This window comes from Sedimentibacter sp. B4 (assembly GCF_000309315.1).
Lineage (GTDB): Bacteria > Bacillota > Clostridia > Tissierellales > Sedimentibacteraceae > Sedimentibacter > Sedimentibacter saalensis.
The window spans coordinates 1-13,346 of record NZ_CANG01000945.1 but is presented as its reverse complement, the minus strand read 5'-3'; the positions used below and the strand labels follow the sequence as shown (position 1 = coordinate 13,346).

14 protein-coding genes are annotated in these 13,346 nt (G+C 35.6%); 4 read left to right on the top strand and 10 right to left on the bottom strand.

The features are described 5' to 3' along the window. The coding region (locus tag BN358_RS17710; protein ID WP_019229865.1) for a glutathione peroxidase at positions 1-337 on the bottom strand (337 nt) is incomplete at its 3' end. A 189-nt stretch (positions 338-526) separates the two neighbouring features. Between BN358_RS17710 and BN358_RS17705 the strand changes: the two genes are divergently transcribed. Continuing rightward, positions 527-1,003, top strand: a complete 477-nt coding sequence (locus tag BN358_RS17705) for a MarR family winged helix-turn-helix transcriptional regulator (RefSeq protein ID WP_019227263.1) — start codon at positions 527-529, stop codon at positions 1,001-1,003. 69 nt (positions 1,004-1,072) lie between these two features. Here BN358_RS17705 and BN358_RS17700 read toward each other — a convergent pair whose 3' ends face one another. Genes BN358_RS17700 through BN358_RS17690 form a run of 3 tightly spaced genes read right to left on the bottom strand, consistent with a single transcriptional unit; the run spans position 1,073 to position 5,263 of the window. Continuing rightward, complete coding sequence (locus tag BN358_RS17700; protein ID WP_019227264.1) at positions 1,073-2,233, bottom strand: isocitrate/isopropylmalate family dehydrogenase; 1,161 nt, start codon at positions 2,231-2,233, stop codon at positions 1,073-1,075. A 10-nt stretch (positions 2,234-2,243) separates the two neighbouring features. Beyond that, complete coding sequence (locus tag BN358_RS17695; RefSeq protein ID WP_019227265.1) at positions 2,244-4,178, bottom strand: aconitate hydratase; 1,935 nt, start codon at positions 4,176-4,178, stop codon at positions 2,244-2,246. Between the two features lie 41 nt (positions 4,179-4,219). Beyond that, complete coding sequence (locus BN358_RS17690; RefSeq protein ID WP_019227266.1) at positions 4,220-5,263, bottom strand: beta-propeller fold lactonase family protein; 1,044 nt, start codon at positions 5,261-5,263, stop codon at positions 4,220-4,222. Positions 5,264-5,421: 158 nt separating this feature from the next. Here BN358_RS17690 and BN358_RS17685 point away from each other — a divergent pair, with 158 nt between their 5' ends. Continuing rightward, on the top strand, positions 5,422-6,078 hold the full coding sequence (locus tag BN358_RS17685) for a LysR family transcriptional regulator (protein ID WP_019227267.1): 657 nt from the start codon (positions 5,422-5,424) through the stop codon (positions 6,076-6,078). Next, positions 6,044-6,346, top strand: coding sequence for a LysR family transcriptional regulator substrate-binding protein (locus BN358_RS28415; RefSeq protein WP_040583912.1), 303 nt, complete (start codon positions 6,044-6,046; stop codon positions 6,344-6,346). The genes BN358_RS17685 and BN358_RS28415 overlap by 35 nt, the downstream gene beginning before the upstream one ends. Positions 6,347-6,441: 95 nt before the next feature. Here BN358_RS28415 and BN358_RS17675 read toward each other — a convergent pair whose 3' ends face one another. After that, positions 6,442-7,452, bottom strand: a complete 1,011-nt coding sequence (locus BN358_RS17675) for a LysM domain-containing protein (protein WP_019227268.1) — start codon at positions 7,450-7,452, stop codon at positions 6,442-6,444. Positions 7,453-7,581: 129 nt separating this feature from the next. Further along, positions 7,582-8,460, bottom strand: a complete 879-nt coding sequence (locus BN358_RS17670) for a YitT family protein (RefSeq protein ID WP_019227269.1) — start codon at positions 8,458-8,460, stop codon at positions 7,582-7,584. Between the two features lie 197 nt (positions 8,461-8,657). On the opposite strand from BN358_RS17670, the gene BN358_RS17665 reads away from it, so the two are divergent. Then, positions 8,658-8,876 (top strand): hypothetical protein, encoded by a 219-nt coding sequence (locus BN358_RS17665; RefSeq protein ID WP_019227270.1) that lies wholly within the window; start codon positions 8,658-8,660, stop codon positions 8,874-8,876. 44 nt (positions 8,877-8,920) lie between these two features. Here the strand turns inward: BN358_RS17665 and BN358_RS17660 are convergent, their stop codons facing one another. The 4 genes from BN358_RS17660 to BN358_RS27995 are packed head-to-tail and all read right to left on the bottom strand — an operon-like array spanning position 8,921 to position 13,199. After that, the gene (locus BN358_RS17660) at positions 8,921-9,991 is read right to left on the bottom strand and encodes an HlyD family secretion protein (protein WP_019227271.1); all 1,071 of its coding nucleotides are present in this window, start codon (positions 9,989-9,991) and stop codon (positions 8,921-8,923) included. Further along, positions 9,991-10,665: an ABC transporter ATP-binding protein gene (locus BN358_RS17655; RefSeq protein WP_019227272.1), complete on the bottom strand. Its 675-nt coding sequence runs from the start codon at positions 10,663-10,665 to the stop codon at positions 9,991-9,993. Before BN358_RS17655 ends, BN358_RS17660 begins: the two co-directional genes overlap by 1 nt. 7 nt (positions 10,666-10,672) lie before the next feature. Further along, entirely contained in the window at positions 10,673-11,965 is a 1,293-nt protein-coding gene (locus tag BN358_RS28000) for an ABC transporter permease (RefSeq protein WP_051011038.1), read from the bottom strand. Beyond that, positions 11,925-13,199, bottom strand: a complete 1,275-nt coding sequence (locus BN358_RS27995) for an ABC transporter permease (protein WP_051011037.1) — start codon at positions 13,197-13,199, stop codon at positions 11,925-11,927. The genes BN358_RS28000 and BN358_RS27995 overlap by 41 nt, the downstream gene beginning before the upstream one ends. Positions 13,200-13,346: the final 147 nt, after the last annotated feature.

Genomic DNA, 13,346 nt, shown 5'->3' with positions numbered 1-13,346 from the left:
CTTCTTCCTTTAAAAATTTATACAGCGGATCGGCACTTTCACCGTTAACATCTATTTTAGCAAATGTCTCAAAATCTGTACCGAAGTTCAATTTGCAGAAATTTACTATTTCTTCATTCGTTCCGGGAGCCTGGTTTAAAAACTGATTGCATGGAAAATCTAAAATTTCAAAGCCTTCATTTTTGAACTTTGAATAAAGCTTTTCAAGACCGTCATATTGAGGTGTAAAACCGCATCCTGTGGCAGTATTAACAATAAGCAATACTTTACCTTCATATTCCTTTAAAGATACTTCACTTCCATCAACCTTTTTTACACTGTAATCATATACTTTCATAATTTTCTATCTCCTCAAATTAATATTATATTTTGCCACTTAATATATATTTTATATATTGTGTCAAATTAAATTGTACTCAATGTTTATAAATAGATTGTACACAATTTAATTTAGTATGTCAAGATATTATTTGACTTTTTATAATTAATTGTGTACAATTCAATTGTATTGTAAAGGAGAATAATTATGGATAATAATACTAACATAAACAATGATAATGATGAATTACTTAAATTGGACAATCAGCTTTGTTTTTCACTGTATGTATGTTCAAAGGAAATAATAAAGAAATATAAACCTCTGCTGGATCCTCTTGGATTGACATATACAAGTTATATAACACTTTTGGCATTGTGGGAAGAAGACAATATAAATGTAAAAGATTTAGGCAAAAAACTTTATCTTGACTCAGGAACTCTTACTCCCATATTAAAAAAACTTGAATCCCAAAATTTTATAACCAGGACACGCTCAGCAGAAGATGAAAGAAGCGTAAATATATCTCTCACCAAAGATGGAATTTCCTTAAAAGAAAAAGCTAAAAATGTTTACAGTGAACTTGCATGTTCACTATTCAATAACTCAGATGAACTTTCATCAGGCATGAAATTACTGAATTCTCTTCACAATTTGATGAATTCTTTAAATCAAAACTCTGTGTAAAATACTTTAAACTTTTTAAACTTAAAAAGCTGCTGCCCTTTGTCACGGGCAAGCAGCTTTTATTTATTATTACAGCATTGGTTTAAGTGTTTCAAGCAGATAATCTGCAAATTCTTCAGCAGTTGCTCCATCTTTGTCTGTTGTTACAACATGTTTTCTTTCAGTTATTGTACATATGTCCAGTGTCTTGTCAAGAAGAGCTTTCCTATCACCGTAACCAATATGAGCAACCAGCATTCCCACTGCTCTTATTAAGCTGCATGGGTCTGCATAATTCCCTCTCCCGTGTGAAATAAGAAATGGAGCTGTTCCATGAATAGCTTCAAACATAGCATATTTATTTCCTATATTTGAAGATGAAGCTGTCCCAAGACCTCCTTGCTGTTCTGCGGCTACGTCTGTCACTATATCTCCGTAAAGATTCGGAAGAACAAACACTTCACAGCCTTTGCTGAATTCTGGATCCAACATTTTAGCACACATAGCATCAACAAGTTTTTCCTGAACTTCTATTTCAGGGTATTCTGCGCTTACTTTTTTCACTGCCTTTACAAAATTGCCGTCGTTCAGTTTGACAATATTTGATTTTGTAACAACAGTCACATTTTTTTTGCCATTTTTGCGCGCATATTCAAATGCTGCTCTTGCTATTCTTTCGCTTCCTTGTTTTGTTTGTACTTTGAAGTCAATAGCAAGATCTTCATTAACCTGTATTCCCTTGTTACCCCAGATGTATTCACCTTCTATGTTTTCTCTGAAGAATGCCCAGTCAATATTTTTCTCAGGAATTTTTATAGGACGAACTGCAGCAAACAGTTCAAGTTCACGTCTAAGCATTGTGTTGGCGCTAATAAGATTTGGCCATGGATCTCCTTCTCTTGGAGTAACCATAGGGCCTTTCAACAAAACATGACACTTTTTTATTTCTTCAAAAACATCATCAGGAAGACTTTGCATTTTTTCAGCTCTGTTTTCTATAGTCATTCCTTCGATCATACGGATTTCAACTTTTCCTGAACTGATTTCACTTTCAATAAGTACATTTAAAACTTTTATTGCTTCCTTCATTATAATTGGTCCTATGCCATCTCCCGGCATGATTCCTACTACAATTTTATCCAATTTTGAAAAATCGGTAATCTCAATATCAGCCTTCATTCTTTCAATTCGTGCATATTCTGACTTTATTAGTTCTGCAAATTTTTCCTGTGCTGTAATAATATTTTCCATACTATTCTCCTTATTTGTTTTTATTTGCAACATATCTGAGTTGTCCGCCGGCTATGATAATGCTTATTTCACGGTCAGTCAAATCAACTTTTGTTTTAAATGATGTTCCTTTTGTGATGTTTTTTACTGTAACTTTTCTTGTTTGTATTTGTTCAGCTATGTTTTCAACTTCAAGTTCGTCCATCATTTCAATGTTGTCATAATCTTCTTGATTTTCAAACAACAAAGGAAGGACGCCGTAATTTACGAGATTGTTTTTATGAATTCGAGCCATTGATTTTGCTATTATTGCCTTAACTCCCAAGTACATTGGTGCCAGGGCAGCATGCTCTCTGCTTGAACCTTGTCCATAATTTTCTCCACCAACAATGATGCTCTGGCCAAGTGTTTTGCATCTGTCATGGAATCCCGGGTCAATTCGTCCGTAGCAAAACTTGCTTATCTCGGGAATATTTGAACGTAGCGCTGAAAACTGAGCATTAGCCGGAGTAATGTCATCAGTAGTTATATTGTCTCCTCTTACTGCGGATACTTTAGCATTAAGTGTTTCAGGAAGCGGATCATTTATAGGCATTGGTCTTATGTTTGGCCCTCTCACAACTTCAAAATCTGCTCCGTCTTCAGCCGGAGGAATTATTAGCCTGTCATCAACTATAAAATCATCAGGTTCTATAATTTTATCGAGCATTTCAACATCATAGAAATCTCTTGGATCTGTAATGTAACCGGTTATGGCAGATGCTGCAGCTACTTCAGGGCTTGATAGGTAAAGCTTCGCATTCAGGTGCCCGCCTCTTCCTTTGAAGTTTCGGTTTGATGTACGCAAAGATACACCATCAGTGCTTGGAGCCTGACCTATACCACAGCATGCACCGCATCCGCATTCTATTATGCGTGCTCCTGCAGCCACAAGCTTGCCAATAATGCCGTCCCTAAGAAGCATTAAATACATTTGTCTGCTTCCCGGAGCTACCACGAAGCTTACTTCTGGATGAGCTACTTTACCGTCAACAATGGCTGCCGCCTTGGCAAAATCAGTATATGAAGCATTTGTACAGCTTCCTATAAACACCTGGTTGATTTTTATATCTTTTAAGTTCCTTGCTTCTGTTACGTTGTCAGGCATGTCTGGCATTGCAACTAGAGGCTCAATCTTGTCCAGGTCTATGTCTATAACTTCATCATATTCGGCATCTTCATCAGGCCCTAAATTGATCCAGTCCTGTTCTCTTTGTTCATTTATGAAGAACTCATGCACGATTTCATCACTTGGGAACAAAGATGTTGTTGCACCCATTTCAGCTCCCATATTTGTTATAGTTGAGCGGTCACGCACGCTTATGGAGGCAACACCTTCTCCTGTGTATTCATAAACTTTGCCTATACCTCCCTTGACAGTTTCCCGTCTTAGCATTTCAAGTATAACATCCTTTGCTGAAACGCCAGGTTTTAATTTTCCATGGAGATTTACATTTACTACAAAAGGCATTTTAAGGTATGTAGGTTCTCCTGCCATGGCAAGAGCAACATCGAGGCCTCCTGCTCCTATTGCAAGTGCTCCTACGGCTCCTCCTGTTGGTGTGTGGCTGTCAGAGCCAAGAAGTGTTATTCCTGGTCTGCTGAAACGTTCAAAATGCACTGTGTGGCATATTCCGTTTCCTGCCTTTGATAAATAAATTCCATATTTTTTTGCAACTGTCTGGAGATAAATATGGTCATCAGGATTTTTGTTGTCAGCATACAGCATGTTGTGATCTATATAACTTACAGAACGTTCAGTCTTTACTTTTGGTATTCCCAATGTTTCAAACGAAAGATATGCAGGAGTTCCTGTTACGTCATGTGTAAGAGTGTGATCAATTTTTATTGCAACTTCTTCACCTGCAACCAAACTTCCTGATACGTAATGGTCTTCTATGATTTTTCGTGTCATATTTTTTCCCATAATTAATCCTCATTTCTTTTTTATTATTCAGCATGGTATTTCTACAGAAATACCACGCATACGGGACTTTCAGTTTCAATTGTTTTTCCGGAAAAACTAAGATTTCCTGTTTTATCATCAACATGAAAAATTTTGATTGTGTGGCTGTCTTCATTGGCAATCAAAAGCTGTTTTCCATCAGGGCTGAATGTCATAAATCTTGGTGTTTTTCCCATGCAATCAGTGTGAACGATGCATTTTAAATATCCAAACACATCAATTTCAAACACTGCAATGCTGTCATGAATTCTGTTTGAAACATAAAGAAATTTGTTGTTTGGATGGATAACAACAGCACTTGCCTGACCTTCTCCTTCGTAATCCTTGGGCAATGTGGATATTTCTTGTTTATTCATTAAATTTCCATTATTTTCATCAAATATATAAAATGCTGCAGAATTTCCCTTTTCATTGACCACATATAAATATCTGTTATTGTCATGAAAAGCAGCATGTCTCGGATCATCACCTATTCCTGCCATGCGGCAATTAACAGCATTTAGAGATCCGTCATCATTTGATTTGAATACATTGACCTGAGAAAAGCCATCATTTCTTCCCTGTGCAGGAACAATCAAATAATTTCCGCTCTTATCCCATATACACTGATGTGGATGAGAAATATTTTCTTTTGTTTTGCCTGGAAATACAGCCTTGAATATTGGGTTCGTAAGACTGCCGTCAGCATTTCTTTTTAATACACTTACAGCACCCCCTTGAAGAGAAGCAACATATATGTATTGGTTTTTTTTATCAACAGTTATGAATACCGGATTCTTGCCTCCGGAATCAACCGTTTTAAGATGAGATAACTTACCCGTACTCTTGTCTATTTTAAATGAACTTACAGCATTTATATCTCCATGAACAGTGTATAAAAAATCTCTGTTTTTATCAAAGCATTGATATGATGGATTTATTAAATCGCTGATAATCTGAACTTCCTTCCAGTCTCCATCACTATCTATACTGTACACTTTCAAGCCTTTTCCGCTTGCATTTCTTACTTTTGTGGTCCTGCAGCCCACGTATGCAATTTTTTTCATAGTTACCTCATGTTTTATTCCTACTACTTTTCATGCAGCAAACGATTTTCACCGTATCTTTTATGTTGAAGATAAATTGATTATATATTATTTATTGTTTTTTGTACAATATCCTTATATAATATTGCTATAAATTTTAGCTATAACCTGGAGGAATCATGCGTTTAAAAGATTTTCTATATTTTTCAACAATAGCCAAATATAAAAGTTACTCTAAGGCTGCTGATGAACTTTTCATAAGTCAGCCAACACTGAGCCAGGCAATCAGCAGGCTTGAAAACGAACTGGGTGTTAAGCTGTTTGATCGTGACAACTTGACTGTGTCATTGACTTCTGTAGGAAAAATATTTCTGGAGGATGCCAATGAAATTTTGGCTGCAACAGACAGACTTAAAAAGAAAATGAAAAATATTTCAGAATCAAATTATGGCACAATCCGGGTTGGTTCATCACAGTTTTACGGATCATTTATTTTTCCTGTGCTTATTCCTTCATTGAAAGAAAATTATCCTGGAATTAAAATAGAAATAACAGAAGAATCATCTGATCAGTTGGAAACAATGGTAGAAAGCGGCGATCTTGATTTTGCATTTATTCCTCTTCCAATTACAGCTGGACATTTAACTAGTTGTCACATGTTCAATGAGAAAATTCTATTAGCAATTCCTGATGAACCAAGCATCTACAGCAAACTAAAACTAACTCCTGACAAGCACTGGCCTTATGTTGAAAATTTCTCAGCCTTGGCTCATGAAAATTTTATGCTTCTAAAAAAAAACAATGAAGCTACGAATAAAAGCAGATGCTTTATGTGAAAATGCAGGATTTTCTCCAAATGTTATAATTGAAAGCCAGAACATGGAAACTCTAAGAAATTACGTGTCTCTTGGCATTGGTATAAGTTTTCTTTCACATTTACTTGCAAGCTCAAGCAAACCAGGAATACTGTATTATCAACTGCACGATTACAGCATTGTACGTGATTTCGTCTTGATATATTCAAAAAACAATCCTCTGTCGTCAATGGAAAAGGCATTCATCCAGGTGTCAAAGGAATCATTGTCTTCGTTCAACTGCGATTGATTTGAATTTTAAATTGATAATTGCGAAAAATAAAAAGTTTGTCCTATAATTTGTTATAGGACAAACCTCTATTAGGAATGTTTTAAAAAACTAAACTATTTAATTTCTTCTCTTGCTTCGTAAGCTTCTACTAAAGCTGTAATAAAGTGAGAGTGAGGATCTTCAAGTGCCATTGTAGCGCTGGTTGTAACATCAACAAGCATTGCTGCTTCTTCAGCTGTAAAAGTAGCTGTAACAGCTTTGTCAGCATCTGTCAACTTTTCAGTATATGCCATTTTATATGGTCTTCCGTTAGCATCTGTGTATTTTTCGTTCCATGCAACTACTTCAGCTACTGTCATGCCTTTGAAGAATGACTCATAGTAGTCAAGTTGTTCAAACCATTCTTTTTTTGTTAAATTGTCAGCTGCGCCTTTTGATATTAAGTGTGTCATATCATATGCATAGCCTTCTTCTCTCTTAGTTTCCCAAACATCGTCAATCGATGCCACAAATGCATCTTTTGTTGCCTGGTCAGCAGCAGGATCAACCCATCCTGGGAACAGAGCATATGTAATTTCCATAACATCCCAAGTCAAGTCTACAATTCTTCCATCCTGGTCGAAAATAACACTTGCAGTAGTTATGTTCAAATTATCCTTTTGTTCGCCTCTGATTCTGTAGTTAGCTGATTCACCAAATCCATGATAAAGTTTTCTCTCTGTTGCTACAGCCGGTGCAGGAGTTGCAGCAGTAGTTGCAACAGGAACTGTAGCGCCAGCTTTGACGAATAATTTATCTCCAACATAAATCAAACTGATGTTTTTTACCTGTGGATTCAATTTAGCCAATTCATCAATTGTCATATTGAATTTTGCAGCGATTTTCCAGAATACATCTCCGCTGACTACAGTATAGACATCTCCTGAAGGTACACTGGTTGTTACAGCTGTAATTGCTGGAGCCGGTGCAGTTGGAGCAGTTGGTGTTGCAGTTGGTGTTGCAGTTGGCGGTTCTTGTGTTGCCGGTGTAGCCCATGATGTTGCATCAACATCAGCAGCTGCGGGGAATGTCATTGCAGAAATTAATAATGAAACTAGTAGTACAATACTTAATGTTTTTTTCATTTTCTTCCTCCCATTTTTAAGTAATATTAAAACCAAAACATTCCTACTAATAAATTTTAGCACATAAGAAAACGTTTGTAAAATAATTTTATTTTATATTACATTATAAATATGTAACAGAATTGATCTTTAATCTTCTGAACTGATATCTATGAAGCGTATTCCCTTTCCCCATACATTTATAACAGGCAGCACTTTAACAAATGCCGTGGAATCAACTTGCTTTATTAACTTTTGTATCATTACAGCCTGATTTGGAGAGCATACGGATTCAATCTGAACCTTTTCTTCATTTGTATAGCACCCTGTTACATTTATAAGAGTTACTCCTCGACCAAGTTCAAACATTATAAACTTACTTATTTCTTCATACTTGCTGCTGATTATTTCAAGCTTGTACAACTTGGTTCCAAATCCAAACATTATGTAGTCGCATACCTTTGTTATAACCAATTGACTGATGATAGAATAAAGAGCTATATTTCTTCCAAAAGCAAAGGCTGCAGTAATTATTACAAATCCGTCCAGTACAAGCATTATGTAGCTGACATTTATTGATGGAAAAGCCTTCTTGTTAAGGATTCTGGCAAGTGTATCTGTTCCTCCGAACGAAAATCCCTTCCTAAGTATCATTCCGACTCCAAGCCCGTAAAATAGCGAAAAATATATGGAAGCAAGAAGAAGATCATTTTCCACAAATTTAAATTCAAAGCTCTGCATTGCCAGGAGAACTGTAGGATACAGCACAGAAAGAAAAATAATTTTCATTATTTCTTTTTTGCCCATCAATACAAATGTTATAAGCAATATTATAAGAGTTGCAAAATAGTAAATATAGGAATAGTTAATATGCAGGTATTTTTCCAATACAATTGCAAGACCTGTAATGCCGCTGGTTATAAGTCCATTTGGCTTAAGAATATAATTAACTGAGAATGCAGTAATGAGGCAGCCTATAGTTAAGTAAATTGTATCACTGAATAATTTTTTCAAATTTGTATTGCGCATTTTGTCTCCTTTTAAATACAATTAATATATTTTGTTCACGCCATAGTAATATAATAACAAAAATTAGAAAAAAATCAAAGCAATTTAATAATACACATATGGATTTCTAAGACAGCTTTTTAAGGAATAATCAATCTCAATGGGGAAAATATATATGTGTGACTTTATCTCACTAATATTTAAAAGGAGGTATTAAAATGAGCAAAGGAAATGGAAGACACAATAAAAGCGGCGAAGGCAACGGTATGGACAAATTCAACGGTACTTGTAACGGCATAACAAACTCAAACAAATCTCAAGATCAAATGGATTATGGTATAAAGCATAACAATCCTAATTCAAATGATAACAAATTAGGAGCATACAACTCAAACAGCTTCTTAAGCTCAAAAGACAAATTAAAAAACAAAAAATGATAATAAAGTGCTGATACATGGTATCAGCACCTTTCATTCTAACATTAATCCAGTGTATCAATATACACATCGACATTGTAGTTAGGAAGCAGGAATGAATCTGTTGTATTGATTGAAATTTTTACGGGAACCACAGTTTCACCGTTGTTGCTGAACGCCATCCCTGACAAATATACTACACTGCCTTCATATTCTTTGGTCCTATCGGCAACAGGCACTATCTTAACCGTCTGTCCTTCTTTTACATCCTTGATAAATTCTTCGGGAACGTTGGCTTCAACAATCAGACTGTCCAAATTGACTATGGTAAATGCTTTCTGTTCTTCATTTGTAATGTTTCCGGGAGCATATTTTAAGTCATATACTGCTGCGTTTTCATATTCAGATACTACTTGATTTCCTACTATGAATGGTTTGTTGAGCTTGCTCTCCATGACTGCTACACCGTACTCAATTTGAGTGCCTTTTTGTGCCAATATGTCAGCTTTGTTCATTTCAGTTTCCTTACTTACCTGGTACTGTTCTATGTTTCTATCATTAGATTCTGAAGCAATTTTCAGTTCATATTCAATGTCATTCATTTTATTTCTTGCTTCATCCGTGATTTTCTTGTATTGATTATATGATTCCTGAGATATTGCCCCTTCATTATAGAGATTTTCCTTGTTCTTAAATTCTTCTGCAGCCTGCTGGTAATGAGATTTTGCAAACTCCAGATTATTTTTTAGTTTTTCAAGCTCTGATGTTTTGTCATCCAGTGTGAGTCCGTTCAAACTTGTAACAGCACTCTTTTCTTCAAGCTTGGCAATATTGAGTTCAATCTTTTTATCTTGTATCAGAGCCTGATACTTTGTTAAATCCAAAGTTATTATAGGTTCATTTAAACCAACATGCTGGCCTTCTTCAACTTGAACATCCATAACAACAGCCGGAAATTCAATAATAACATCTTTTGATTCTTCTGATTTTACAATTCCAAAGGCTTCAATTATTTTTGATTGCTCTGATATGTCTACTTCTTCCACTTGAGATGTTTCTTCACTCTTGCCGCAACTCGTAATAATAAGTACCAAACACATAATTGCTGACATTGCGGCTAATTTTCTTTTTGTCATTATTCCCACACCCTTCCATCCTTTACATTAATAATTCGATTTCCATACTTTGCTGTATCCAAAGAATGGCTTACCTGCAATATGGTCTTTCCTTTTTCGTGATTGATTTTCTGAAACAAATTCATTACTTCTTCAGTTGTCTTGCTGTCAAGATTGCCTGTGGGCTCATCAGCAAGAATAATGTCTGGTTCATTTATAAGTGCTCGTGCTATTGCAACACGCTGCTGCTGTCCTCCCGACAATTCCCTTGGAGTGTGTTTTTTCCTGTCTGATAATTCAACAACATCAAGAATTTCATCAAGTTTATCACGATATTTGCTGATCTTTTTCCCATCAAGAAGTAAAGGAAGCATCACATTGTCCTCCACTGTCAAATTAGGAACAAGATTATAAAACTGAAAAACAAATCCAACTTCCCTGCGCCTCATGATGCTTTGTTCCTCATCAGACAAGGCTGAAATATCCTGACCCTTAATTAATATTTTTCCGGTTGTAGGCTTATCAAGGCCTCCTAACAGATATAATAGCGTGCTCTTTCCGGACCCTGAAGGCCCCATTATTGTAATAAATTCTCCTTTTTCAACGCTCATGTTGATGCCTTTTAAAACATCAACGGTCAGCTCTCCCAGCAAAAATGTTTTATTTAAGTCTTTAACTTCGATAATATTTTCCATTGTCCACCTACTCGTATTTAATTGCTTCAATAATGTTGAGTTTTGATGTTTTTAATGCAGGACTGATTGAAGCCAGCACTGCAATAATAATACCGCCCACCAATGCACTTATAAAAAAGTTCATTGAGTAATGTATTGCAATTGGAATGTCAATTGATTGCATAAGATTCGGAACTGATAAAAGCATAAGGGTTCCGCCTATAATTCCTACAACACCTCCAATACAGCCTCCTGTGAGAGCCTCAATCATAATCATCTTCAATGTCTGTCTTTTAGAAAGGCCAATTGACCTCATCATGGCAATTGAACGCTTTCTCTCCATAAAACTGATCATGTAATTATTGAACACTCCAAAAATTCCAATGAGCATGGCGATAACTGAAAAAGCTTGAAGTATTATCATAAACTGATTGTTAGATTCATAATTCTTCTTTTCCATGCTGTCGATTGTATCCCCAAACATTCCACGCCTTGTGAATTTATCCTGTATGGATGAAAGGACTTCATCGGGATTTTTTGATGTTTTTATAAAAAAGTTACTTATTTGCTGTTGTTTCATATCCATTTTATAATATTTCTGTGAAATCACTGCATTGCTTCCATTGCTCATGATTGAATCATAAAATCCTATGACTTTGTATGTTTTATCCCCGCTTTTCATTTCAAGTGTTAAGCTGTCGCCAACTTTTAATCCAAGCTTTTCCTTTGCCATATTGGCAACCATAATATTTCTTCCTTCATCCAAAAGTTTGAAAGTTTCGTCAGCATCCAATTTGCCTTGCAGTCTGAATGTCACATAATCTCTGTATCTTTTTATGTCAACGCCCTGCAGGTAACGAATGGTGTAATTAGCATCCTTGACATCCACACCATCCCATGACTCATATGCTCCGTAGGTTCCATATACCCCGTCAACACTTCTAAGAACCTGCTCCGTATTTCTGTCGGAGTTGTACAAGCTCACCATTATGTCAAAGTTCCAGTCCTTGTAGGCATTTAATACTTCTATTCCCACACTGCTGCTTATGGTGTTTATCATAAGCAGGGTCGATATTCCTATGGCAAGAAGGGAAATGTTATTTAAAATATTTTTGTTGCCGTTTAAGTTTTTAACAGCAAGAATTCCTTCATTTCCAAAAAAATTACCGTAAAACCCTTCAAATAATTTTAAAAAGATTCTTGTTATATAAGGAACACACATGACTACAGCAACTGTTGAAATGAGAAGGCTTACTACATTTATTAACAGTGCCAGTGACTTAGGAGCAACAAGAGGCAATGATGACGATAGCAAAAGCATGATTATTCCGGCATATTTTTTCCATTTTTTGTTTTTTTGATTTTATTTCAGTGTTGTTAAGCACAAGGTCCTTTATTGGTATTTTAGATGCTTTGCTTATGGGGCGCCAGGAACTTATCAGTGCTACACATATTGCAAGAAGAAATGACGCAGCCAAATGTCCGATTCCGAATTTTATAGAAACATTCATTTGTCCGTTGTAGGGATCTGCAGCCATAATCTTTGCTATGAGATACAATACTCCAATCCCCAAAATGTCACCTACTATACCCCCAACAACTCCATATGTAAGACTTTCTCCTATAAGCACAACATCTGTCATCTTTCTTGTAGCACCAATGCTTCTAAATGTTCCGATAACAGGCAGACGTTCTGTAGTTATTACCTTGAATGTTGAATAGATAATGAAAATACTTATGAAAAGCACCATTGAAGTCATCATAAACATGGGCACCACAATAAACTGCATATATTGTCTTAGTTCATCTGCTGAAAAAGGTTCACTTACCCTGTATCTTGGATAAAGTTTTTCTAGAGTAGCAATGGCAGATTTAATATCAACACCTTCTTCAATAACAACAAAGGCAGTCTGAACCCTTCCTCTCACGTTTCGTATAGATGCTATTGTATCCATAGGCATTACTGCTGTCATTGTGTCTGACTGAGGGTTATGCTGAAATATTCCCGTTGGTCTGGAAATTCCGTATACTGTCAGGATTTTATCTCTGCCGTTTATTTTTATGTCAATCCGGTCTCCTACACTGTAGCCATACTTATCTGCAAATATTTTGCTAAGTATTATAAAATTTCCTTCAAAATCCTTATTTCTTGCAACTTGACTGAAGTTTACCGGATTGAGCTTATCGAGTTCATCAATATTAAATCCTCGTACAATCAGATTTTCTGTTTTAATGTTATATTTTTCTGATTGATCTTCAGACAATTTGTAACTGCCGGATGCCGCTATACTTCCCGTTATATATGATATACCGTCTATAGGCTCAGATTTAATTTTGAAAGTTCCTGAAGGCGAATCCTCATCAGGCTGTATTATTATATCTGCCTCACCCGTCTGCATTTTGATTTGATTTTCATACATGCTGCTGATAGTGCCGGATAACCCGCTGCAAGCAAAAAAAAGTGCAGCAGAAATTGCAATAGAAAATACAATAATAAATGCTCTGAATTTTTTCTCAAGGATGCTCTTTACAATGAACCTTACAATAATTCCCAATTAATTCCTCCATTTATTAAAAAGTGAAGATTTTCACACAATAAATACTACGAAAAGTTGTCATGCATTCTCTATTATACCATTTTTTATCTTAAATGCTATAAAAATCTTTTACTATAAGTAATAAAATAACCATTTAAATAATAT

What these genes read in the sequence shown, in the direction of transcription:
- BN358_RS17705 (WP_019227263.1), top strand. Translation starts at nt 527, where the DNA reads ATGGATAATAATACTAACATAAACAATGATAATGATGAATTACTTAAA.
- BN358_RS17700 (WP_019227264.1), bottom strand. Translation starts at nt 2,233, where the DNA reads ATGGAAAATATTATTACAGCACAGGAAAAATTTGCAGAACTAATAAAG.
- BN358_RS17695 (WP_019227265.1), bottom strand. Translation starts at nt 4,178, where the DNA reads ATGGGAAAAAATATGACACGAAAAATCATAGAAGACCATTACGTATCA.
- BN358_RS17690 (WP_019227266.1), bottom strand. Translation starts at nt 5,263, where the DNA reads ATGAAAAAAATTGCATACGTGGGCTGCAGGACCACAAAAGTAAGAAAT.
- BN358_RS17685 (WP_019227267.1), top strand. Translation starts at nt 5,422, where the DNA reads ATGCGTTTAAAAGATTTTCTATATTTTTCAACAATAGCCAAATATAAA.
- BN358_RS28415 (WP_040583912.1), top strand. Translation starts at nt 6,044, where the DNA reads ATGAAGCTACGAATAAAAGCAGATGCTTTATGTGAAAATGCAGGATTT.
- BN358_RS17675 (WP_019227268.1), bottom strand. Translation starts at nt 7,452, where the DNA reads ATGAAAAAAACATTAAGTATTGTACTACTAGTTTCATTATTAATTTCT.
- BN358_RS17670 (WP_019227269.1), bottom strand. Translation starts at nt 8,460, where the DNA reads ATGCGCAATACAAATTTGAAAAAATTATTCAGTGATACAATTTACTTA.
- BN358_RS17665 (WP_019227270.1), top strand. Translation starts at nt 8,658, where the DNA reads ATGAGCAAAGGAAATGGAAGACACAATAAAAGCGGCGAAGGCAACGGT.
- BN358_RS17660 (WP_019227271.1), bottom strand. Translation starts at nt 9,991, where the DNA reads ATGACAAAAAGAAAATTAGCCGCAATGTCAGCAATTATGTGTTTGGTA.
- BN358_RS17655 (WP_019227272.1), bottom strand. Translation starts at nt 10,665, where the DNA reads ATGGAAAATATTATCGAAGTTAAAGACTTAAATAAAACATTTTTGCTG.
- BN358_RS28000 (WP_051011038.1), bottom strand. Translation starts at nt 11,965, where the DNA reads ATGCTTTTGCTATCGTCATCATTGCCTCTTGTTGCTCCTAAGTCACTG.